The organism is Streptomyces anatolicus, assembly GCF_019400875.1.
GTDB lineage: Bacteria > Actinomycetota > Actinomycetes > Streptomycetales > Streptomycetaceae > Streptomyces > Streptomyces anatolicus.
This window is the reverse complement of record NZ_WMBF01000064.1, coordinates 1-21542: the sequence shown is the minus strand read 5'-3', so window position 1 is coordinate 21542 and position 21542 is coordinate 1. Positions and strand designations below refer to the sequence as shown.

Annotated in this window: 20 protein-coding genes and 1 riboswitch; of the genes, 16 read left to right on the top strand and 4 right to left on the bottom strand. The window is 69.8% G+C overall.

The features are described from left to right. The first annotated feature begins 225 nt into the window (after positions 1 to 225). The 4 genes from ctaC (at position 226) to GKQ77_RS09295 (ending at position 4702) form a co-directional block, all read left to right on the top strand. Positions 226 to 1188 carry an aa3-type cytochrome oxidase subunit II gene (ctaC, locus tag GKQ77_RS09310; RefSeq protein WP_125512366.1) on the top strand — a complete coding sequence of 321 codons (963 nt, stop codon included), beginning with the start codon at positions 226 to 228 and terminating at the stop codon, positions 1186 to 1188. Next, positions 1185 to 2924, top strand: a complete 1740-nt coding sequence (ctaD, locus tag GKQ77_RS09305; RefSeq protein ID WP_030786992.1) for an aa3-type cytochrome oxidase subunit I — start codon at positions 1185 to 1187, stop codon at positions 2922 to 2924. Before ctaC ends, ctaD begins: the two co-directional genes overlap by 4 nt. Next, positions 2921 to 3319 carry a cytochrome c oxidase subunit 4 gene (locus tag GKQ77_RS09300; protein ID WP_030786995.1) on the top strand — a complete coding sequence of 133 codons (399 nt, stop codon included), beginning with the start codon at positions 2921 to 2923 and terminating at the stop codon, positions 3317 to 3319. Before ctaD ends, GKQ77_RS09300 begins: the two co-directional genes overlap by 4 nt. Before the next feature lie 135 nt (positions 3320 to 3454). Continuing rightward, positions 3455 to 4702, top strand: coding sequence for a L,D-transpeptidase (locus GKQ77_RS09295; protein ID WP_219688233.1), 1248 nt, complete (start codon positions 3455 to 3457; stop codon positions 4700 to 4702). A 30-nt stretch (positions 4703 to 4732) separates the two neighbouring features. On the opposite strand, the gene GKQ77_RS09290 is transcribed toward GKQ77_RS09295, so the two are convergent. Next, complete coding sequence (locus GKQ77_RS09290) at positions 4733 to 5134, bottom strand: DNA-binding transcriptional response regulator (protein ID WP_219688232.1); 402 nt, start codon at positions 5132 to 5134, stop codon at positions 4733 to 4735. A 179-nt stretch (positions 5135 to 5313) separates the two neighbouring features. Here GKQ77_RS09290 and ctaE point away from each other — a divergent pair, with 179 nt between their 5' ends. The 6 genes from ctaE (at position 5314) to GKQ77_RS09260 (ending at position 12527) form a co-directional block, all read left to right on the top strand. Then, positions 5314 to 5934, top strand: a complete 621-nt coding sequence (ctaE, locus tag GKQ77_RS09285; RefSeq protein ID WP_125512362.1) for an aa3-type cytochrome oxidase subunit III — start codon at positions 5314 to 5316, stop codon at positions 5932 to 5934. 77 nt (positions 5935 to 6011) lie between these two features. Beyond that, positions 6012 to 6821, top strand: coding sequence for a cytochrome bc1 complex diheme cytochrome c subunit (qcrC, locus tag GKQ77_RS09280; RefSeq protein WP_125512361.1), 810 nt, complete (start codon positions 6012 to 6014; stop codon positions 6819 to 6821). After that, a complete protein-coding gene (gene qcrA, locus GKQ77_RS09275; RefSeq protein WP_219688231.1) occupies positions 6818 to 7879 on the top strand; it encodes a cytochrome bc1 complex Rieske iron-sulfur subunit in 1062 nt (353 codons plus the stop codon). The genes qcrC and qcrA overlap by 4 nt, the downstream gene beginning before the upstream one ends. Before the next feature lie 4 nt (positions 7880 to 7883). Further along, positions 7884 to 9503, top strand: a complete 1620-nt coding sequence (qcrB, locus tag GKQ77_RS09270; RefSeq protein ID WP_219688230.1) for a cytochrome bc1 complex cytochrome b subunit — start codon at positions 7884 to 7886, stop codon at positions 9501 to 9503. A 159-nt stretch (positions 9504 to 9662) separates the two neighbouring features. Continuing rightward, positions 9663 to 10727 (top strand): anthranilate phosphoribosyltransferase, encoded by a 1065-nt coding sequence (gene trpD / locus GKQ77_RS09265; RefSeq protein ID WP_219688229.1) that lies wholly within the window; start codon positions 9663 to 9665, stop codon positions 10725 to 10727. Positions 10728 to 10816: 89 nt separating this feature from the next. Then, positions 10817 to 10934: riboswitch (SAM riboswitch) on the top strand. A 210-nt stretch (positions 10935 to 11144) separates the two neighbouring features. Then, positions 11145 to 12527 (top strand): aminotransferase class V-fold PLP-dependent enzyme, encoded by a 1383-nt coding sequence (locus GKQ77_RS09260; RefSeq protein WP_219688228.1) that lies wholly within the window; start codon positions 11145 to 11147, stop codon positions 12525 to 12527. Between the two features lie 24 nt (positions 12528 to 12551). On the opposite strand, the gene GKQ77_RS09255 is transcribed toward GKQ77_RS09260, so the two are convergent. Both GKQ77_RS09255 and GKQ77_RS09250 read right to left on the bottom strand, forming a co-directional pair. Then, positions 12552 to 12833, bottom strand: coding sequence for an Lrp/AsnC family transcriptional regulator (locus GKQ77_RS09255; RefSeq protein ID WP_125512351.1), 282 nt, complete (start codon positions 12831 to 12833; stop codon positions 12552 to 12554). Beyond that, entirely contained in the window at positions 12830 to 13564 is a 735-nt protein-coding gene (locus GKQ77_RS09250) for a rhomboid family intramembrane serine protease (RefSeq protein WP_219688227.1), read from the bottom strand. The genes GKQ77_RS09255 and GKQ77_RS09250 overlap by 4 nt, the downstream gene beginning before the upstream one ends. A 136-nt stretch (positions 13565 to 13700) precedes the next feature. Here GKQ77_RS09250 and GKQ77_RS09245 point away from each other — a divergent pair, with 136 nt between their 5' ends. The 5 genes from GKQ77_RS09245 (at position 13701) to GKQ77_RS09225 (ending at position 19145) form a co-directional block, all read left to right on the top strand. After that, positions 13701 to 13940 (top strand): hypothetical protein, encoded by a 240-nt coding sequence (locus tag GKQ77_RS09245; RefSeq protein ID WP_125512349.1) that lies wholly within the window; start codon positions 13701 to 13703, stop codon positions 13938 to 13940. Positions 13941 to 13973: 33 nt separating this feature from the next. Further along, complete coding sequence (locus tag GKQ77_RS09240) at positions 13974 to 15323, top strand: NYN domain-containing protein (RefSeq protein WP_219688226.1); 1350 nt, start codon at positions 13974 to 13976, stop codon at positions 15321 to 15323. Between the two features lie 268 nt (positions 15324 to 15591). After that, positions 15592 to 16635 carry a C40 family peptidase gene (locus GKQ77_RS09235; RefSeq protein ID WP_219688225.1) on the top strand — a complete coding sequence of 348 codons (1044 nt, stop codon included), beginning with the start codon at positions 15592 to 15594 and terminating at the stop codon, positions 16633 to 16635. Positions 16636 to 16872: 237 nt separating this feature from the next. Beyond that, complete coding sequence (locus GKQ77_RS09230; protein ID WP_219688224.1) at positions 16873 to 17901, top strand: C40 family peptidase; 1029 nt, start codon at positions 16873 to 16875, stop codon at positions 17899 to 17901. 41 nt (positions 17902 to 17942) lie between these two features. Further along, a complete protein-coding gene (locus GKQ77_RS09225) occupies positions 17943 to 19145 on the top strand; it encodes a hypothetical protein (RefSeq protein ID WP_219688223.1) in 1203 nt (400 codons plus the stop codon). Here GKQ77_RS09225 and GKQ77_RS09220 read toward each other — a convergent pair. Beyond that, complete coding sequence (locus GKQ77_RS09220; protein ID WP_258021062.1) at positions 19102 to 20340, bottom strand: glycosyltransferase 87 family protein; 1239 nt, start codon at positions 20338 to 20340, stop codon at positions 19102 to 19104. The genes GKQ77_RS09225 and GKQ77_RS09220 overlap by 44 nt on opposite strands. A 151-nt stretch (positions 20341 to 20491) precedes the next feature. Between GKQ77_RS09220 and GKQ77_RS09215 the strand changes: the two genes are divergently transcribed. Continuing rightward, positions 20492 to 21542: glycosyltransferase family 4 protein (locus GKQ77_RS09215; RefSeq protein WP_219688221.1), on the top strand; the 1051-nt coding region annotated here is incomplete at its 3' end.

Here is a 21542-nt window from a genome sequence, read left to right as displayed (position 1 = left end):
GCTAAGAGGCAACCAACCCCCCGTCAGAAAGGGTGGGACGGCGCGCCGTCCCACCCTTCGGAGTGACCCGCGGCGCGTTAGGCACCCTCCCCGCGCGACCCCAAAATGCGTCCAGTAGGGTTTGCTCCGCATAAACATCCAAACCCCTGCCCGTCGCAGGGCGGCGACCGACCAGCGTGAAGGCCGCAGCCGACCGCGCGGGCGAGACTCTCGGGAAGGCGCTACGTGAGTCCCAACGGCTCCGACCGCTCGTCGCGGCGCCCGATGCGGCGGAAGCTGCCGCAGGTGCTGACTGCGGGCCTGATCCTGGCGACCGCCACCGGTTGCACATACAAGGATTTCCCCCGCCTTGGAATGCCCACCCCGGTAACGGAAGAGGCTCCGCGGATTCTCTCCCTCTGGCAGGGCTCGTGGGCGGCAGCGCTCGCCACGGGCGTGCTGGTCTGGGGTCTGATCCTGTGGAGCGTCATCTTCCACCGGCGCAGCCGCACCAAGGTGGAAGTACCTCTTCAGACCCGTTACAACATGCCCATCGAGGCGCTGTACACGGTCGTCCCCCTCATCATCGTCTCCGTGCTCTTCTACTTCACGGCACGTGACGAGTCGAAGCTCCTCAAGCTGGAGGAGAAGCCGGCCCACACCATCAACGTGGTCGGCTACCAGTGGAGCTGGGGCTTCAACTACGTCGAGAACGTGCCGGGCGCCGGCAAGGAGAACGCCAAGACGTCCAAGGACCTCGAGGCGATCCCGGAGAGGTTCCGCGAGGACTTCCCGGCCAAGGCCAACGGCGTCTACGAAGTCGGCACCCCCGGCGACCGGAACCCCCAGAACGGCAACCCCGGTCCGACCCTCTGGCTCCCCAAGGGCGAGAAGGTCCGCTTCGTCCTGACTTCGCGTGACGTCATCCACTCCTTCTGGGTGGTGCCGTTCCTCATGAAGCAGGACGTCATCCCGGGCCACACCAACGCCTTCGAGGTGACCCCCAACAAGGAGGGCACCTTCATGGGCAAGTGCGCCGAGCTGTGCGGCGTCGACCACTCGCGGATGCTCTTCAACGTCAAGGTCGTCTCTCCCGAGCGCTACAAGCAGCACCTCGAGGACCTGGCGAAGAAGAACCAGACCGGTTACATCCCGGCCGGCATCGAGCAGACGCCCCACGAGAAGAACCGGGAGACGAACAACCTGTGAGCATCCTCAACGAACCCCAGGGTGCCGCGGCAGCAGAAGACTCGTACGAGAACGAGCTGCCCGTCAGGCGCAAGCAGCCGGGAAACGTCGTCATCAAGTGGTTGACCACCACTGACCACAAGACGATCGGCACGCTTTATCTGGTCACGTCGTTCGCGTTCTTCTGCATCGGCGGAGTGATGGCGCTCTTCATGCGCGCCGAACTCGCCCGCCCGGGTACGCAGATCATGTCGAACGAGCAGTTCAACCAGGCGTTCACGATGCACGGCACGATCATGCTGCTGATGTTCGCGACGCCGCTGTTCGCCGGTTTCGCCAACTGGATCATGCCGCTCCAGATCGGCGCGCCCGACGTCGCCTTCCCGCGGCTGAACATGTTCGCCTACTGGCTCTACCTGTTCGGCTCGCTCATCGCGGTCGGCGGTTTCCTCACGCCGAACGGCGCGGCCGACTTCGGCTGGTTCGCCTACAGCCCGCTCTCGGACGCCGTCCGCTCGCCGGGCATCGGCGCCGACATGTGGATCATGGGTCTGGCCTTCTCCGGCTTCGGCACGATCCTCGGCTCGGTCAACTTCATCACCACGATCATCTGCATGCGCGCGCCCGGCATGACCATGTTCCGCATGCCGATCTTCGTGTGGAACGTGCTGCTGACCGCCGTGCTGGTCCTGCTGGCCTTCCCGGTGCTGGCCGCCGCGCTCTTCGCCCTCGAGGCGGACCGCAAATTCGGCGCCCATATCTTCGACGCGGCCAATGGCGGCGCACTGCTGTGGCAACACCTCTTCTGGTTCTTCGGCCATCCAGAGGTGTACATCATCGCGCTGCCGTTCTTCGGAATCATTTCCGAGGTCATTCCGGTCTTCTCCCGCAAGCCGATGTTCGGCTACATGGGTCTGATCGGCGCGACCATCGCCATTGCGGGTCTCTCCGTGACGGTGTGGGCGCACCACATGTACGTCACAGGCGGCGTACTACTGCCGTTCTTCTCCTTCATGACGTTCCTGATCGCCGTGCCGACAGGCGTGAAGTTCTTCAACTGGATCGGCACGATGTGGAAGGGGTCCTTGAGTTTCGAGACCCCGATGCTCTGGGCCGTCGGCTTCCTGATCACCTTCACCTTCGGTGGTCTGACGGGCGTCATCCTGGCCTCGCCGCCGATGGACTTCCACGTCTCGGACTCGTACTTCGTGGTCGCGCACTTCCACTACGTCGTCTTCGGCACCGTGGTCTTCGCGATGTTCTCCGGCTTCCACTTCTGGTGGCCGAAGTTCACCGGCAAGATGCTGGACGAGCGCCTCGGCAAGATCACGTTCTGGACGCTGTTCGTGGGCTTCCACGGCACGTTCCTGGTCCAGCACTGGCTGGGCGCCGAGGGCATGCCCCGCCGGTACGCGGACTACCTGCACGCCGACGGCTTCACCGCGCTGAACACGATCTCGACGATCTGCTCGTTCCTGCTGGGTCTGTCGATCCTGCCGTTCTTCTACAACATCTGGAAGACGGCCAAGTACGGCAAGAAGATCGAGGTCGACGACCCGTGGGGCTACGGCCGCTCGCTGGAGTGGGCGACGTCCTGCCCGCCGCCGCGGCACAACTTCCTCACCCTGCCGCGCATTCGCAGTGAATCGCCGGCCTTCGACCTGCACCACCCGGACATCGCCGCGCTCGGCCAGCTCGAGAACGCCGGGCAGAAGGACACCAAGATGTTCGGTGGCGACAAGGAGGCCGCGAAGTGAAGATCCAGGGCAAGATGTTCATCTGGCTGAGCGTCTTCGTCCTCGCCATGGCGATCGTCTATGGCGTGTGGTCGAAGGAGCCCGCCGGCACCACGGCGCTCTTCCTGGCCTTCGGCCTGTGCATCATGATCGGCTACTACCTGGCCTTCACGGCCCGGCGGGTCGACGCCTCCGCACAGGACAACAAGGAGGCCGACGTCGCGGACGAGGCCGGCGAGGTGGGCTTCTTCAGCCCGCACAGCTGGCAGCCGCTCTCCCTCGCCGTCGGTGGCGCGCTCGCCTTCATGAGCATCGCCATCGGCTGGTGGCTGCTGTACTTCTCGGCCCCCCTGCTGCTCATCGGCCTGTGGGGCTGGGTCTTCGAGTACTACCGCGGCGAGAACCAGACCCAGTGAGTCTGTAGCTCCCGAGCCGCACCGAGAGGCCCGGACGCTCCGTCAGGAGCGCCCGGGCCTCTCGGCGTGTCGTGCTTGACCCCCGGACGGGTCACTCACCGCGCCGGACAGAATGAACCTCCATACCGTGGGTTCATGAGCCACTCACCGCGAATTCGCACGGTACTGAGCTGCACGACGCTGGTGGCCGCCCTCGGTGCGGGGGCCACGGCGTGCGGCAGCTCCGACGGCCACCCGCTCTCGGCGAAGCCGTACGACGCGGCCGGCCAGATCGCCTTCAACGGCCCCGTGGGCAGCAAGAAGGCGGACCCGGACAAGCCCCTGGAAGTGACCGCCGAGGGCAAGGACGGGCGGATCACCGACGTGACGGCCACCGACGCGATGGGGCGGTACGTGGCGGGCGAACTCTCCGCCGACGGCACCCGCTGGCACAGCACCACGCCACTGGCCGCAGGCGCCCACTACACGCTCCGGGTGAGCACCGAGGACGACGACGGCTCACCCGGCCGCAAGATGCTGACCTTCGACACGCAGACCCCCGCCGAGAAGAAGCGCCTGAAGGTCACCTTCGGCCCGGAGGCGGGCAAGTACGGCGTGGGCCAGCCCGTCACGGCCACGCTCAGCGCCCCGGTGAAGGACAAGGAGGCCAGGGCGGCCGTCGAGCGCGCCCTGAAGGTCAGGTCGGTGCCCGCGGCCGAGGGCGCCTGGCACTGGGTGGACAGCGAGACGCTGCACTACCGCCCCAAGGAGTACTGGCCCGCCAACGCCACCATCAACGTCTCCAGCAACCTCGACGGCATCAAGGTCGGCGACCAGCTGTGGGGCACCGAGACCAAGCCGCTGAAGTTCACCACCGGCGACCGGCTCGAGGCCGTGACGGACGCCTCGTCCCACTGGATGACGGTCTACCGCAACGGCAAGGAGATCAACTCGATCCCGGTGACCACGGGCAAGCCCGGCTACTCCACCCGCAACGGCGTCAAGGTCGTGCTCGGCAAGGAGTACTCCGTACGCATGACCAGCGCCAGCATCGGCGCCTCCGACTTCTACGACAAGCAGGTCTACTACGCGACGCGGGTCACCGACTCCGGTGAGTACGTGCACGCCGCGCCCTGGTCGACCGGCTCCCAGGGCAACGCCAACACCAGCCACGGCTGCACCGGCATGAGCACCGGGAACGCCGCCTGGTTCTACGAGACCGTGCGCCAGGGCGACCTGGTCAAGGTCGTCAACAGCTACGGCGAGGACATGCCGACGTTCGGCAACGGCCTCGGCGACTGGAACATGAGCTGGCAGAACTGGCGCAAGGGCAGCGCGCTGCTCTCCGGCACCAAGGAAGGCCCCTCGGCCGCCGACGCGGCCCGACTGCGGCCGCACGTCTAGCAGCGCCGCAGAAGGCGGCACAGAGCGCCGTCAGGCCCCCACGGACCGCCTGCTGCGCAGCAGGGCGGCCAGCGCGTCCGCGAACTCCACCGGCTCGATCGGAAGGGTCACCGCCGCCTCCGCGCGGCTCCAGGTGGCCAGCCAGGCGTCCTGCGGGCGGCCCATGAGGAGCAGCACGGGCGGCGCCTGGAAGATCTCGTCCTTGATCTGGCGGCCCACGCCCATGCCGCCGGCGGGCTTCGCCTCGCCGTCGAGCACACAGACGTCGATACCGCCCCCGTCCAGGTGTTCGAGCACCGCGGGCAGCGTGGCGCACTCGATGAACTCGACCTCGGGAACGTCCGTCGCCGGCCTGCGCCCGGCGGCCAGCCGGACTTGCTCGCGGGTGCTCGCGTTGTCGCTGTAGACCAGCACCGTGGCGGTCGGCTGCATTGTTCCTCCGATACGTCGAGCTGCGTGGGATCGGGAAGCGATGCGCGGATGCTACTCCTCCCGACACCCCGTCAACAGCGGTTCGGACAGCCCCGCGATGGGCCATACGGGCAGGACACACCCCGCAGACACTCCGAACGGCACCCCCCGGGGTGAGGGCGGGATAAGCGACCGACATAATGTCGGTCGTGGCGACAGCAACGACAGTAGATACCGGGCACGCGCACCCGCCGGTCAATCGACCGAACCTCACCAGCGTCGGAACCATCATCTGGCTGAGTTCCGAGCTGATGTTCTTCGCGGCCCTCTTCGCGATGTACTTCACCCTGCGATCGGTGACAGGTCCTGATCACTGGAAGGAAATGGCCTCGGCCCTTAACTTCCCGTTCTCGGCGACGAACACCACCATCCTGGTGCTCTCCTCCCTCACGTGTCAGCTCGGCGTCTTCGCCGCTGAGCGTGGCGACGTGAAGAAGCTCCGGATGTGGTTCATCGTCACCTTCATCATGGGTGCGGTCTTCATCGGCGGTCAGGTGTACGAGTACACCGAGCTGGTCAAGAAGGACGGGCTCTCGCTCTCCTCCGACCCGTACGGCTCGGTGTTCTACCTGACCACCGGCTTCCACGGACTGCATGTGACAGGCGGCCTGATCGCCTTCCTGCTGGTCCTCGGCCGGACCTACGCGGCCAGGAAGTTCACCCATGAACAGGCGACCGCAGCCATCGTCGTGTCCTATTACTGGCACTTCGTCGATGTGGTCTGGATCGGCCTCTTCGCCACGATCTACATGATCAAGTAATCGGCGGGGTCGCTCACGCGACGTACCGAAACATTCCAGAAGCATCGACGCAGAAGATCCTGACACCGGGGTAATCCGTGAAAAAGCTCTCCGCACGACGACGCCATCCGCTGGCGGCGGTCGTCGTCCTACTCCTCGCGCTGGCGGCCACCGGGGGGCTGTACGCCGCGTTCGCGCCGGCGGACAAGGCGCAAGCCGATGACACCGCCCAGTCCCTCGCCATCGACGAGGGCAAGAAGCTCTACGCCGTGGGCTGCTCCAGCTGCCACGGAACCGGCGGTCAGGGCTCCTCCGACGGTCCGAGCCTGGTGGGCGTGGGCGCCGCGGCGGTCGACTTCCAGGTCGGCACCGGGCGTATGCCGCTCCAGCAGCAGGGCGCCCAGGCGCCCAAGAAGAAGGTCATTTACAACCAGGCCCAGATCGACCAGCTGGCGGCGTACATCTCGTCGCTGGGTGCCGGTCCCTCGGTCCCCACCGAGAAGCAGTACAACCCGGACGGGGCGGACATCGCCAAGGGTGGCGAGCTGTTCCGCACCAACTGCGCCCAGTGCCACAACTTCACCGGTGAAGGTGGCGCGCTGACGCACGGCAAGTTCGCGCCGTCGCTCGAAGGTGTCTCCCCGAAGCACATCTACGAGGCCATGCAGACCGGCCCGCAGAACATGCCCTCCTTCCCCGACACGACGATGCCGGAGAAGGAGAAGAAGGACATCATCGCGTACCTCGACGCGGTCAACGGCGAGAAGACCCAGAGCCCTGGTGGTCTCAAGCTGGGTGGACTGGGCCCGGTCAGTGAAGGCCTCTTCGGCTGGATCTTCGGTCTCGGCTCGCTGATCGCGGTCGCCGTGTGGGTCGCCGCTCGGACCGCAAAGGCCAAGAAGTCATGAGTAGCCAAGAGATTCCAGAAGAGAACCTGCCCAGCAAGCAGGTGACCGAGCCCGAGCACGGTTCGGTCGCGGTCGCGGACGAGAACCCGTTCGCCGACCCGGGCCTTCCGCCCCACCAGCACCGCATCCAGGACATCGACGAGCGGGCCGCGAAGCGCTCCGAGCGTGCGATCGCGTTCATGTTCACGCTGTCCATGCTCGCCACGGTCGGCTTCATCGCGGCGTTCGTGACCATCCCGGCGGACAAGAGCGTCTTCATCTGGCCGATCGGTCACATCAGCGGTCTGAACTTCGCCCTGGGCATGACCCTCGGTCTGGCCCTCTTCTGCATCGGCGCGGGCGCGGTCCACTGGGCCCGCACCCTGATGTCCGACGTGGAGGTCGCCGACGAGCGTCACCCGATCGAGGCGGAGCCCGAGGTCAGGGCCAAGGTCATGGCCGACTTCAAGGCCGGTGCCGAGGAGTCGCAGTTCGGACGGCGCAAGCTGCTCCGCAACACGATGTTCGGCGCGCTCGCCCTGGTCCCGCTCTCCGGTGTCGTCCTGCTGCGTGACCTCGGGCCGCTGCCCGAGGACAAGCTCCGGCACACCAAGTGGGCCAAGGGCAAGATGCTCGTGAACATGAACACGCACGAGCCGCTGCGTCCCTCGGACGTCCAGGTCGGTTCGCTGACGTTCGCCATGCCCGAGGGCATGTCGGAGCACGACCACGACTTCCAGACCCAGATCGCCAAGGCCGCCCTGATGATCGTCCGGATCCAGCCGGAGAACATCAAGGACAAGCGCGAGCTCGAGTGGTCGCACGAAGGCGTCGTCGCGTACTCCAAGATCTGCACCCACGTGGGCTGCCCGATCTCCCTGTACGAGCAGCAGACGCACCACGTCCTCTGCCCGTGCCACCAGTCCACCTTCGACCTCTCCGACGGCGCCCGAGTGATCTTCGGCCCCGCTGGTCACGCCCTGCCGCAGCTGCGGATCGGCGTGAACGAGGACGGCTATCTTGAGGCGCTCGGCGACTTCGAAGAGCCCGTCGGTCCTGCCTTCTTCGAGAGGGGCTGACCTGATGAGCAGCGACAACAAGAAGAAGGCACCCGCCGGCGAGCGGGTGGCCGACTGGGCCGACGGCCGTCTTGGGATCTACTCCCTGGCCAAGGCCAACATGCGCAAGATCTTCCCGGACCACTGGTCCTTCATGCTCGGTGAGATCTGCCTGTACAGCTTCATCATCATCATCCTCACGGGTGTGTACCTGACGCTGTTCTTCCACCCGTCGATGAACGAGGTGGAGTACCACGGCAGCTACGTCCCCCTCCAGGGACAGCTGATGTCCGAGGCGTTCAACTCGACCATGCACATCTCCTTCGATGTGCGCGGTGGTCTGCTGATCCGGCAGATCCACCACTGGGCGGCGCTGATCTTCCTCGCCGGCATGTTCGTGCACATGATGCGCGTGTTCTTCACGGGCGCCTTCCGCAAGCCGCGTGAGGTCAACTGGCTGTTCGGCTTCCTGCTGTTCGTCCTCGGCATGTTCACCGGCTTCACCGGTTACTCGCTCCCGGACGACCTGCTCTCCGGCACCGGTGTCCGCTTCATGCAGGGCGCGATCCTGTCCGTCCCGGTCGTCGGCACGTACCTGTCGATGTTCCTGTTCGGCGGGGAGTTCCCCGGCGGCGACTTCGTGGCCCGGTTCTACTCGGTCCACATCCTGCTGCTGCCCGGCATCATGCTCGGCCTGATGGTGGCGCACCTGATCCTGGTCTTCTACCACAAGCACACGCAGTTCGCGGGCCCCGGCAAGACCAACAAGAACGTCGTCGGCATGCCGCTGCTGCCCGTGTACATGGCCAAGGCCGGAGGCTTCTTCTTCCTGGTCTTCGGTGTCATCGCGGCCATCTCGGCGATCGCCTCGATCAACCCGATCTGGGCGCTCGGCCCCTACCGTCCGGACCAGGTGTCGACCGGCGCCCAGCCCGACTGGTACATGGGCTTCTCCGAAGGCCTGATCCGTGTCATGCCGGGCTGGGAGATCAACCTCTGGGGTCACACGCTCGTCCTGGGCGTCTTCATCCCGCTGGTCATCTTCCCGCTGGTCCTCGTGGCCATCGCGGTCTACCCGTTCATCGAGTCCTGGGTCACCGGCGACAAGCGCGAGCACCACATCCTGGACCGGCCGCGCAACGTGCCGACCAGGACCGCGTTCGGTGTCGCCTGGATCACCTGGTACATGGTCCTGCTGATCGGTGGTGGAAACGACCTCTGGGCCACGCACTTCCACCTGTCGATCAACGCGATCACCTGGTTCGTGCGGATCGGGTTCTTCGTCGCCCCGGTCATCGCCTTCATCGTCACCAAGCGGATCTGCCTGGGTCTCCAGCGCCGCGACAAGGACAAGGTGCTGCACGGCCGCGAGTCGGGCATCATCAAGCGCCTGCCGCACGGTGAGTTCATCGAGGTCCACGAGCCGCTCGACCAGGGTCAGCTGCACACCCTCACCGCGCACGAGCAGTACGCGCCGGTCGAGATCGGCCCGACGGTCGACGAGAACGGTGTCGAGCGCAAGGTCTCCGGTTCGCAGAAGCTCCGGGCCAAGCTCTCCAAGGGCTACTACGGGGAGGACAACCAGATCCCCAAGCCCACCGCCGAGGAGTACAAGGAGATCACCAGCGGCCACGGCCACCACTGATCACCTGAGGCTCCAAAAGCACTGACCAACAGGGTCGCCACGGCGAGAGCCCCGTCCATTGCCTGGACGGGGCTCTTTGCCGTCCCCGGGGCTGGATAGGGTGGTCCCACCCCGGCAGGCCGGGGCTTCCTTCCATACGGACGAAGACCAGGAGCGGCAATGAGCGCTGTGACCCCCGCAGGAGGCACTACCGCGGCGGGCCGTTCCTGGCCCGACGTGCTGAACGGCCTGCTCGACGGGCGCGACCAGAGCGCCGACGACACCGCCTGGGCCATGGACCGCATCATGCGCGGTGAGGCCACCGACGCGCAGATCGCCGGGTTCGCGGTCGCGCTGCGGGCCAAGGGCGAGACCGTCGAGGAGATCTCCGGCCTGGTACGCGCCATGTACGCGCACGCCCGCGTCATCGACGTGCCGGGGCCGAGCGTCGACATCGTCGGCACCGGCGGCGACGGCGCGAAGACCGTCAACATCTCGACCATGTCCGCGATCGTCGTCGCGGGCACGGGCGCGAAGGTCGTCAAGCACGGCAACCGCGCCGCCTCCAGCGCGTCCGGCGCCTCCGACGTGTTGGAGAAGCTGGGCGTCAATCTGGACCTCACACCCCAGCGGGTCGTCGAGGTGGCCGAGGAAGCGGGGATCACGTTCTGCTTCGCGGTGAAGTTCCATCCCGCGCTGCGCCATGTGGCCCCGGCTCGCAAGGAGCTGGGCATCCGGACGACCTTCAACTTCCTCGGTCCGCTCACCAACCCCGCCAGGGTGCGGGCCCAGGCCACGGGTGTGGCCGACGCGCGTGTCGCGCCGATCGTCGCCGGGGTGCTCGCCGAGCGCGGCTCGTCGGCCCTGGTCTTCCGCGGCGACGACGGGCTCGACGAGCTGACGACGACGGCCACCTCCCGGGTGTGGGTGGTGCGGGACGGCGCGGTGCGCGAGGAGGCCTTCGACCCCCGTGACGTCGGCATCGAGCTGGTGCCCGTGGAGGCGCTGCGGGGCGCGGACGCCTCGTACAACGCGGAGGTCGCCCTGCGGCTGCTCGACGGCGAGAGCGGGCCGGTGCGGGACGCGGTGCTGCTGAACTCGGCGGCGGCGCTCGTCGCCCTCGACCCGACCGACGCCACCCTGGTGGAGCAGATCCGCGCCGGCATCGAGAAGGCGGCCCAAGCGATCGACTCCGGGGCCGCGAAGAAGGCCCTGGAGCGGTGGGTGGCGGCCAGCAACCGCTGACCCTTCCCGCCACCCGTGTGACGCAAGGCGCAGTCCGGATTCTGGACTGCGCCTTGCGCGTCGAAGATCGTGTGGCAGGATGCTGGACAGGTCATGAGTGACAGCGACTACGGCCCCGGCCCGCTGTCCGGCAACCCTCCGTCCGTGGCGGGGTGCCCCGGGTGAAGACCAGGTCGTACGCAGCAAGGCGTATGGCAAGCGCGGACCCCTGGACATCGGTGAATGTCACAGCCCTGGGGTCCTGGTCCTCAAGGAAGCAGTCTCGTGAGCAAGCGAATGTGTTAGGGCCTTCGGCCCCTCTCCGCACACCTTCCTCTATTCCTCGCTGCACCGCCGTACCCACGCCATGCCCCTGCCGTATGCGCGCCGTACGTGCGTCTTCGCAGTGAACTCACTTGCCTCTTACGGGAGTTCGCCATGTCTGTTTCCGCTGTCGCCGCCGACTCGTCCGTCTGTGCCCCGCTGGCCGTCCTCGGCCGTGACGTCACCGTGCCGCTCGTCACCGGCGGCGAGGTGACGTACGCCGCGCTCGACTACGCGGCGAGCGCGCCCGCGCTCCAGCGGGTGTGGGACGACGTGGCCGCGTACGCGCCCTACTACGGCAGCGTGCACCGCGGCGCCGGATACCTCTCGCAGCTCTCCACCGACCTCTTCGAGAACTCCCGTACGGCCGTCGCGGAGTTCCTCGACTGCCGCGAGGACGACCAGGTCGTCTTCACCCGCTCCACCACCGACTCGCTGAACCTGCTCGCCGCCGCGCTGCCCGCCGGTTGCGAGGTCTTCGTCTTCGAGACCGAGCACCACGCCTCGCTCCTGCCGTGGCGGGACGCCCGCGTCACCTACCTCGACGCGCCCCGCACCCCCGAAGAGGCCGTCCAGACCCTGGAGCGGGCCCTGGCCGACCGCGAACCCCATGGGCCCGCCCTGGTCTGCGTCACCGGCGCCTCGAACGTCACCGGCGAGCTGTGGCCCGTCCGGGAGCTGGCGGCCGCCGCGCACGCGCACGGCGCCCGGATCGTCCTCGACGCCGCACAGCTCGCGCCCCACCACCCGGTCTCGGTACGGGAGTTGGACGTCGACTGGGTCGCGTTCTCCGGGCACAAGCTGTACGCGCCCTTCGGCTCGGGCGTGCTCGCGGGCCGCTCCGACTGGCTGCGCGCGGCCGAGCCCTACCTCGCGGGCGGCGGCGCCTCGCGGAAGGTGGCCCGTCGCCCCAAGGAAGCGGGCGGCGGTGTGGACGTGGAGTGGCACGACACCGCCGCCCGGCACGAGGCGGGGTCGCCGAACGTCATCGGCGTCTACTCCATCGCCTCCGCGTGCAAGGCGCTCACCGAGGCGGGCTTCGACGAGCTGGTGGCCCGCGAGCGGTACCTGATCCGCAAGGTGCGCGAAGGGCTCGCCGAGGTGCCCGCCGTCCGGGTGCTCTCGCTCTTCGGGGACGACGCGCCGCGCGTCGGCGTCATCTCCTTCGTCGTGGACGGCTGGAACAGCTCGCACTTCGCCGCCGCGCTCTCCGCCGAGTACGGCATCGGCGTACGGGACGGCCTGTTCTGCGCCCACCCGCTGCTGCGCACCCTGCTCGGCGCCGAGGCCGAGGAGCCCGGCGAGTGCGGCGCCCCCGAGGCAGCGCCCGGCGAGAAGTCGCTCAACGCGATCCGCGTGAGCTTCGGCGCGGGCACCCCGGACGAGCACGTCGAGCGCTTCGTGCGCGCAGTCAAGGAGCTGGTGGCGGACGGCGCGCGGTGGAACTACCGCACCGAGGACGGCCGCTGCGTGCCGGACACCGGCGCCGCCGCCTGAGCCATGGGCAGCCGGGCCGCCCGGCTACGAGTCGAGGCCGATCGCGAACGCCGCCTCCAGGTCGTGCTGCGAGTACGTACGGAACGCCACGTGTGTGTCCGTCGCCTCCACGCCGGGGATCTTGCTGATCCGCCCCGGGATGACGTCCGCGAGGTCGTCGTGGCGCGGCACCCGCACCATCGCGATCAGGTCGTACGTACCGGTCACGGAGAAGACCTCGCTGACCGAGTCGAGCGCGGCGATCGACTCGGCGATCTCCGGAATCCGGTCCACGCTGGTCTTGATGAGCACGATCGCGGTGATCACGGCTGGCTGTCTCCCTCGGTGGCCGGTACTGCTGGGGCTTTCACTCTAGCCCTCCGCGCAGACCACCCCCAGGCGTACAGGAACCCCAGCGAGAAGCCCACCAGGTGCGCCAGATAGGCCACCCCCGTGCCCTTGCCGCCCTGCCCCGCCGCCAGCCACTGCAGCGCCACCCAGAACGGCAGCACCACCCACGCGGGAAAGCGCAGCGGAAGGAAGAAGAGGAACGGGAAGAGGCTGGTGACCCGCGCCTTCGGGAAGAGATAGAGGAAGGCGCCGAGCACGGCGGAGATCGCCCCCGACGCGCCGACGAGCGTCTGGCCGGAGCCCGCGTGCGCGGCGGCGTAGGCGAGGAGGGCGAGATAGCCGCAGCTGACGTAGAAGAGCGCGTACTGGAGGTGGCCCATCCGTTCCTCGACCATCGCCCCGAAGACGTACAGGAAGAGCATGTTCCCGAGCAGATGCACCCAGCTGCCGTGCACGAACAGCGCGGTGAAGGGGCCGAGCGCGGCGCGCGGGGCGCCGCTGAACAGTTCGGCGGGGACCACGCCCCAGCGCGCGAAGTAGGCCTGCTGCGCGGCGAGCAGCCGGTCCCCGGTGCCGTGGACGGGGTTGAACCCGGAGACCGGCGAGATCACGAAGACCAGGCAGCAGAGGGCGATCAGTCCGTACGTCACCGGGGCGGACCGGCACCTGAGCAGCCGGACCGTCTTCGGACCCCATGCGTCGATCATGGTCAGAGCATGACGTAACGGGCGCTAACCGCATAGACCGCCATGCCGCGCCGGAGGCCGCCGCATGGCGCCCCTTACAGGCCTTAGGGTTACGGGCAATGCGCACCACGGCCCCCGACGGAAGCGAACAGCCACGATGACGGTTCCCCTGCCGACCGACACCACCCGGTGGCGCTGCACGCTGTGCGGCAATCTCACGCGTTTCGACGTGACCCGGACGTCGAAGGTCGTCGAGTATGTGCATCTCGACCTGGCCGGTGAGTCGAACGTCGAGGAACGCGAGGTGGTCAGTGAGACCATCGAGTCGGTGCGCTGCCGCTGGTGCAACGCGGTGGATCAGGTGGAACTCGTGGACAGGCCGGGCACCGGCTCCTGAGGGAGCGGGCCCGCACAGCTAGTGGGGTGACGGATGGTGGAGAGCGCAGGCGGGGAGCCGGACGACGGCACCGCTGAGGTGCTCGACCGCCCGCTGCCCGACGGGGTACGCCGACGGGTCGTCCAGATCGTCTCGGACGGCTTCGGCGGACTGACCCTGGCCGAGCTGCCAGGGCAGCTGCGGCAGTACGCCCGCTTCACGCCCACCCGGCGCGCGAAGTTCGCGGCCAACGCCATGGCGGCGGCGCTGGAGAACGACACCCTCTTCCGCCAGCGCATCGGCGAACGCCTCAGGGAGGCGCAGGCCGAGCTGGCCGGCGCCCTGGACGCGGGCTCGCCGCCCCCGGCCGCCGATCCCCTGGACGTGGCGGCGGCGGCCTATGTGCTGCGTCCCCCCGGCTGGGTGAAGCTGGTGACCGCCGCGGGCGAGGAGGCCCAGCGGGCGGACGCCGAGCGTGCCGACGAGGAGGCCAAGGCCGAGCTCGAGCGGCTGCGCGCCGAGCTGGCCGCGGCCCGCGGCCAGACCCGGGCGGAGACCGAGCGGCTGCGCGCGGAGCTGGAGGCGGCGCGCAGGGAAGCCGAATCGATGCACCGCAAGCTGCGCGGGGCGCTCAGCGACGTCAAGCGCGGGGAGGCGGCGCTGCGCAAGGCCACCGCCGAGACCGAGGCCATCCGCGCCGAGGGGCAGGCCCAGCTCTCCGCCGCCGAGAGCGAGACGCGCCGGCTCAAGGCGCGGCTCGGCGAGACCGAGGCGGCCCTGGAGGCCAGCCGCAGGGCGGCGCGCGAGGGGCGCAGCGTCGAGGACATGCGAGTGCGGCTGCTGCTCGACACGGTCCTTGAGTCGGCCCAGGGGCTGCGGCGCGAACTGGCCCTGCCGCCCGTCTCCGTACGCCCCGCCGAGACCGTCGACGCCGTCGAGCCCGGCCGGATGTCGCCGAAGGACATCGCCGCCCGCGCGCTCTCCGAGAACGACCCGGCCATTCTCGACCAGTTGCTCGCCCTGCCCCAGGCGCACCTCGTCGTCGACGGCTACAACGTCACCAAGACCGGTTATCCGACCATGCCGCTGGAGAAGCAGCGGCTGCGGCTGCTCGGCTCGCTCTCGCAGCTCGCCCTCCAGTCGGGGGCCGAGGTCACCTGCGTCTTCGACGGGGCGGAGCTGGCCGCGCCGGTGCTGCTCGCGCCGCCGCGCGGGGTGCGGGTGCTCTTCTCCAAGCCGGGTGTGACCGCTGATGAGTTGATCCGTCAGCTGGTGCGCGCGGAGCCGCCGGGCAGGCCCGTGGTCGTCGTCTCGACCGACCGCGAGGTGGCCGACGGGATCGCCAAGGCGGGCGCGCGGCCGGTGGCTTCGGTGGTGCTGCTGAAGCGGCTTTCGCGGGGCTAAGGGACCGCACGTAACTCCTGGGCCTTATGCCTGAATTGGGCGGCGCCTCGTACGACATAGCGTCAGAAGATCATCACTGGCTGTGCGTTATCGGTAAAGAATGCGCTTGGTGACCGATTTTTTGCTGATGAGATTTGAACTGATCACAAGAAGGTCACTAGGGTCACCCTTCGAACCCCCGCTCGGTTGATCACCCATCCGGGGTGGCGGCGGTGGTAACCGCCCGCCGCGCCTGGTAGGGCGGCTGGAGGAAGAAGGAGCCGCCCGAGTGGCGTCCCACCGTCGACCCAAGCAGCCGAGCCGCACCCGCGTGACCGTGCTCACCGCGACCGCCGCCGCTGCCGTGGCCCTCACCTCGCAAGGCGCCGCCCAGGCCGCGCCGAAGCCGAGCAAGGACGAGGTCAAGTCCAAGGTCGACAAGCTCTACGAAGACGCGGGGCGGGCCACCGACAGGTACAACGGCGCCAAGGAGAAGCAGGAGAAGCTGGAGAAGCAGATCGGCGCTCTCCAGGACAAGGTCGCCGACGGCCAGGAAGAGCTGAACGAGCTGCGCGACGGCCTCGGTTCGATGGCCAGCGCCCAGTACCGCTCCGGCGGCATCGACCCCTCCCTGCAGCTCTTCCTCTCCTCCGACCCGGACGACTACCTCGACAAGGCGTCCACCCTCGACCAGTTGAGCAGCCAGCAGGTCGACTCGCTCAAGAAGATCCAGAAGAAACAGCGGGACCTCGCGCAGCAGCGCAAGGAGGCCGCGGGCAAGCTCGACGACCTCGCCGACACCCGCACGGAACTGGGCAAGAAGAAGCGGGAAGTGCAGGGCAAGCTCGGCGAGGCGCAGCGGCTCCTCAACACGCTGACGGCCAAGGAGAAGTCGGACCTGGCCGCCAAGGAGAAGCAGCGCGCGAGCCGCGCCGCCGACCGCGCTGCCGACAAGCCCGCGGACCTCGGCGACGAGGCCCCCGCCTCCAACCGCGGCGCCGCCGCCCTGAGCGCCGCCGCCACCCAGATCGGCAAGCCGTACGTCTCCGGCGGCACCGGCCCCAATTCCTACGACTGCTCCGGCCTCACCCAGTGGGCGTACGCGCAGGCCGGTGTCTCCATCAGCCGGACCACGTACACGCAGCAGAACGACGGCACGAGGATCGGCCGGGGCGAACTGAAGCCCGGCGACCTGGTGTTCTTCAACAACCTCGCGCACGTCGGCTTCTACGCGGGCAACGGCCAGGTGCTGCACGCTCCCAAGCCCGGCGCCGTGGTGCGCTACGAGGCCATGGAGTACCTCGGCGACTTCCAGTTCGGCGTCCGCGTCTGACCCGGCCGCCCCGCCCGGCCCCGTCTGACGTCAACGCCCTGCCGCAGCCGCCCAAACGGGCGAATTCCGGCAACCGCCGCTGACCCCGCGCCCCGCTGATGACCTGCGTCTGAAGCGGGGCGCAGCGCTGTCCGCACCCTCGTGGGTCGTTGGCCGCCGCGTAGTCGCAGGGCTACTGTCGGCGCGCATTCCCCCGGAGAGCTGGGGGTCCGTCAGCGGAAGGGAGAGCGGCCACCCGTGGGGTTCCATCGCCGTCCCGCACAGCCCGGCCCGGACCGGGGCACGCGCGTCACCGTCCTCTCGGCGGCAGCGGCCACCGCGGCCGCCGCCCTCGCCTCGGCGCCCGCGGGCGCCGCGCCGCAGGACAAGCCGTCCGACACCCGCGCCACCGTGGACCGGCTCTACGCACAGGCCGAGCGGGCGACCGAGGCGTACAACAAGGCCGACGAGCGCGCGGACAAGCTGCGCGCGCAGGTCGAGCGGGCCCGGGACAGCATCGCGCGGGGCCAGGAGCGGATCAACCAGATGCGCGGCGCGCTCGGCGCGCTCGCCGGGGCCCAGTACCGCGAGGGCGGCATCGACCCCGCGCTCCAGCTGATGCTCTCCTCCGACCCGGACGGCTACCTCGACAAGGCCACCGCCCTGGACCGCGTCAGCGCACGGCAGGCGGCACAGCTCCTCGATCTCCGGCAGGCCCAGCGCGGCCTCGCGCAGAAGCGCACCGAGGCCGGGCGCAAGCTCGCCGAGCTGGAGAAGAGCCGCACCATCGTCGCCCGCCACAAGCGCACGGTCGAACACAAGCTCGCCAAGGCCAGGCAGCTGCTCAACTCGCTGCCGAGCGACGAGCGCGCCGCGCACGACAGGTCCTCGCGCTCCGGCAGCCGCCCCGGGACGCCCGGGACGGGCGGCGCCCCGTCCTCCTCGCGGGCCGCCGCGGCCATCGCCGCCGCCAGGTCCGCGGTCGGCCGCCCTTACGTGTGGGGCGCCAACGGCCCCTCCGGCTTCGACTGCTCGGGCCTCATGCAGTGGTCGTACGCCCAGGCGGGCGTCGGCCTGCCGCGCACCTCGCAGGCCCAGCGGTACGCCGGACGGCAGGTGCCCCTCGCCCAGGCGCGGCCGGGCGACCTCGTCACCTACCGCGACGACGCCAGCCACATCGGGATGTATGTGGGCAACGGCCAGGTGGTGCACGCCCCCTACCCCGGCGCCCCGGTCCGCTACGACCCCGTCGGCATGATGCCGGTCTCCTCCGTCACCCGGGTCTGACCGCAGGCCGCTCACCGCCGCCCCGTACGATCGGGCAGGTGGTGGCTGGTCACAGACGTGGGTCGCGGGTGGTGGCGCTGTGCCTCGCACTCTGCCTCGCCCTGCTCGCCGGATGCGGCGCCGACCCGGTCCCGGACTCCGCCGCGGGCGAGGTGCGCAGGCTCCTGGAGCGCCGGGCGCACGCCGTCCTCGACGGGGACGAGAAGGCGTACGAGCGCACCGAGCGGCCCGCGCCCGGTGCGGCCGACCTCTTCGGAAACGTCCGCGGTATCCCGCTGGCCGCCTGGGAGTACCGCCTGAGCCGCCTGGAGCGCTCCGGCTCCCGGGCCACGGCGAGCGCCGAACTCCGCTACCGCGTCGAGGGCCACGACCGCGCCCCGCTCGTCGCCGAGCGCACGCTCTCCCTCGAACGGCACGGCGGGCGGTGGTACGTCACCTCCGAGCGGCCCGCGAAGAAGGCGGGCGAGCAGCTGTGGGACCAGGGGAGGGTGCGGGCGGTGCGGGGCGCCACCAGCCTCGTCCTCGGCGTCGGGCGGAGCGCGCGGGAGCTGCGCGGCTACCGCGCGCTGGCCGACCGGGCGGTGCCCGCGGTGCGGGCGGCCTGGCCGGGGAAGTGGCCGCGGAAGGTCGTCGTCCTCGTGCCCCGCACCCTGAAGGGCATGGCGGGCCTCCTCGGGGCGCCCGCGTCCGGGTACCGGGGGATAGCGGCGGTCACCACGGGCGAGGCGGGCGGCTCGGGGCGGGCCCCGGCGGACCGGATCATCGTCAACCCCGAGGCGTACGGCGTACTCGGCGACTTCGGCAAGCAGGTCGTCCTGACCCACGAGACGGCCCACGTTGCGACCCGCACGCAGACGTCACCGGCCACCCCGCTCTGGCTCTCCGAGGGTTTCGCGGACTGGGTGGGCTACCGCGGCACGGGGCGCACCGCGCCGCAGGCCGCTCCCGAGCTGCGGCGTGCGGTGCGCGGGGGACAGCTGCCGGACGCGCTCCCGAAGGACGCGGACTTCGGCTTCGGCCGGGACGCCGGGCGGCTCGCCGCGTCGTACGAGGGCGCGTGGCTGGCCTGCCGGATGATCGCGGAGCGGTGGGGCGAGCGGAAGCTGACGGAGTTCTACCGGGCCGTCGGCGGCCACGAGAAGCGGGCGGGCGCGGTGCGGGACGCGCTGCACGACGTCCTGGACACCACGCCCGAGGAGTTCACGGCGCGCTGGCGTATGTATCTGCACTCGGAGCTTGGCTGACCTGCTCCGGCACCGGCTGCCGCGCCCGCCCGCGCGGCTCGGACACGGTCTGCCGCCACAGGTTGCGGCACGCCAGCAGGGCCGCCGCGACCAGCAGGCCATTGCGTACGACCAGCAGCGCCACGCCCAGCGGATCGCTCGCCACCACGTGCGAGAACCACACCGGGAACTCCAGGAACGTCACGAACGTGGCCGCGAGGACCAGCCGGGCCGGCACTTCCATGCGGCTGGTGCGGAACGCCAGACAGACGGCGGCGCCGCCGACGAGCCACAGCATGTACTGAGGGCTGATCACCCTGCTCGTCGCGGTGAAGAGCAGTACGGCCACGAACGCCGCGTCCGCGAGCGTGCTCGCCGACCAGGCACGGGCGCGCAGCCGCCACACCAGGAGCCAGCAGAAAGCCGCCGCGGACAGCGCCTGCGCCGCCGTGCTCACCAGCGGGACGTACGGGCCGAGGAATTCCACCGAGCCGTAGTTCAGCCGCACCTCGCCGCGCCAGCCGAGGTGGCGCCCCACGTGGAAGACGAGGGCGCCGAGGGACTCCACCTCCGTGCCGCGGTCGCGCTGGAAGGTGAGGAACGCGAGCGCGCCCGGCATCGCCGCGAGGAACGCCAGCGTCGCGCCGAGGGCCGTGCACGCGGCCGCCGTCCAGGACCGCAGGGTGGCCCGCCCGCGCGGGACCCCGACGAGCAGCAGCACCGGCCACACCTTGAGCAGCGCCCCGAACCCGGCGAGCGCCCCCATCGTGCGCGGATGCCGGGCCCCGGCGAGCAGCGCCGCGACCGCGACGGCGGTCACCATCACGTCGTAGCGCGCGTAGACGGTAGGGCCGAGCAGGGGCACGCCGACGAGCCACACCCACAGCCCGCGCAGCGACTTGCCGGGCCGCCGCCCCGTGTACAGGAGCAGCCCGCAGACCGCCGCGTCGGCGAGGAGGGCGAGGACGAAGAAGGCGCAGGCGTAGCCGAGGAAGGGCAGCAGGGCGGGGGAGAGGACGGCGAGCGCGGCGGCGGGCGGGTACTGCCAGGTGACGTCGTCGAGCGGGAAGGTGCCGGTGCGCAGGATCTCGTACCAGCCCTGGTAGATGACGGAGACGTCGCTGGTGACGTCCGGGCCGGGGGCGGTCAGCACACGGAGGACACAGAGCAGCAGGAGGGCCCTGGTCACCACCCAGACGCCCAAGATGCGCGCCATATATGCCATGTGCTCATCGCCCCCTTTTGCGTACTTCATTGTGATTCGGGGAGTCATGATGCCGGGCCGGGGCGGGCGCGGGCGAAGAGGCGGGGCCGTTCGGTGCGGCCGGGCGCTTTCGGTACCGGCGCTTTCGGTACTGTCGGGCGCGATGCACAAGACCCTGATCGTCACGAACGACTTCCCGCCCAGGCCCGGTGGCATCCAGGCGTTCCTGCACAACATGGCGCTGCGCCTGGACCCCGACCGCCTCGTCGTCTACGCCTCCACCTGGAAGCGCGGCCGCGAGGGCGCCGAGGCCACCGCCGCATTCGACGCCGAGCAGCCCTTCAAGGTCGTACGCGACCCCACGACGATGCTGCTGCCGACCCCGCGCGTTACCCGCCGCGCGGTCTCGCTCCTGCGGGAACACGGCTGTACGTCGGTGTGGTTCGGGGCCGCGGCGCCGCTCGGGCTCATGGCGCCCGCGCTGCGCAAGGCGGGGGCGAGCCGGCTCGTCGCCACGACGCACGGGCACGAGGCGGGGTGGGCCCAGCTGCCCGCCTCGCGTCAACTCCTGCGCAGGATCGGCGAGTCGACGGACACGATCACCTATCTCGGGGAGTACACGCGCTCGCGGATCGCCGCCGCGCTGACGCCCGCGGCGGCCGGGCGGATGGTGCAACTCCCGCCCGGGGTCGACGAGAAGACCTTCCACCCCGGCTCCGGCGGGGACGTGGTGCGGGCGCGGCTCGGGCTGACCGACCGGCCCGTGGTGGTGTGCGTCTCGCGGCTGGTGCCGCGCAAGGGCCAGGACACGTTGATCCTCGCCATGCCGAGGATTCTCTCCGCGGAGCCGGAGGCGGTGCTTCTGGTCGTCGGGGGCGGGCCGTACGAGAACGACCTGCGCAAGCTCGCCGCCGAGACCGGCGTCGCCGGCTCCGTCCGCTTCACCGGGGCGGTGCCGTGGTCGGAACTGCCCGCGCACTACGGCGCGGGCGACGTCTTCGCCATGCCGTGCCGGACGCGGCGCGGGGGCCTGGACGTGGAAGGCCTCGGCATCGTCTACCTGGAGGCGTCCGCGACGGGCCTCCCCGTGGTCGCGGGCGACTCCGGCGGGGCGCCGGACGCGGTGCTCGACGGGGAGACGGGCTGGGTCGTCCGGGGCGGCGCCCCGGAGGAGGCGGCCGAGAGAATCACCGCCTTGCTGGCGGACGGGGAGT

Bases quoted from the DNA above. Each gene is read 5' to 3' on its own strand.
- GKQ77_RS09295 (WP_219688233.1), top strand. From the start codon at position 3,455: ATGAGCCACTCACCGCGAATTCGCACGGTACTGAGCTGCACGACGCTG.
- GKQ77_RS09290 (WP_219688232.1), bottom strand. From the start codon at position 5,134: ATGCAGCCGACCGCCACGGTGCTGGTCTACAGCGACAACGCGAGCACC.
- ctaE (WP_125512362.1), top strand. From the start codon at position 5,314: ATGTCGGTCGTGGCGACAGCAACGACAGTAGATACCGGGCACGCGCAC.
- qcrA (WP_219688231.1), top strand. From the start codon at position 6,818: ATGAGTAGCCAAGAGATTCCAGAAGAGAACCTGCCCAGCAAGCAGGTG.
- qcrB (WP_219688230.1), top strand. From the start codon at position 7,884: ATGAGCAGCGACAACAAGAAGAAGGCACCCGCCGGCGAGCGGGTGGCC.
- trpD (WP_219688229.1), top strand. From the start codon at position 9,663: ATGAGCGCTGTGACCCCCGCAGGAGGCACTACCGCGGCGGGCCGTTCC.
- GKQ77_RS09260 (WP_219688228.1), top strand. From the start codon at position 11,145: ATGTCTGTTTCCGCTGTCGCCGCCGACTCGTCCGTCTGTGCCCCGCTG.
- GKQ77_RS09250 (WP_219688227.1), bottom strand. From the start codon at position 13,564: ATGATCGACGCATGGGGTCCGAAGACGGTCCGGCTGCTCAGGTGCCGG.
- GKQ77_RS09245 (WP_125512349.1), top strand. From the start codon at position 13,701: ATGACGGTTCCCCTGCCGACCGACACCACCCGGTGGCGCTGCACGCTG.
- GKQ77_RS09240 (WP_219688226.1), top strand. From the start codon at position 13,974: ATGGTGGAGAGCGCAGGCGGGGAGCCGGACGACGGCACCGCTGAGGTG.
- GKQ77_RS09220 (WP_258021062.1), bottom strand. From the start codon at position 20,340: ATGGCGCGCATCTTGGGCGTCTGGGTGGTGACCAGGGCCCTCCTGCTG.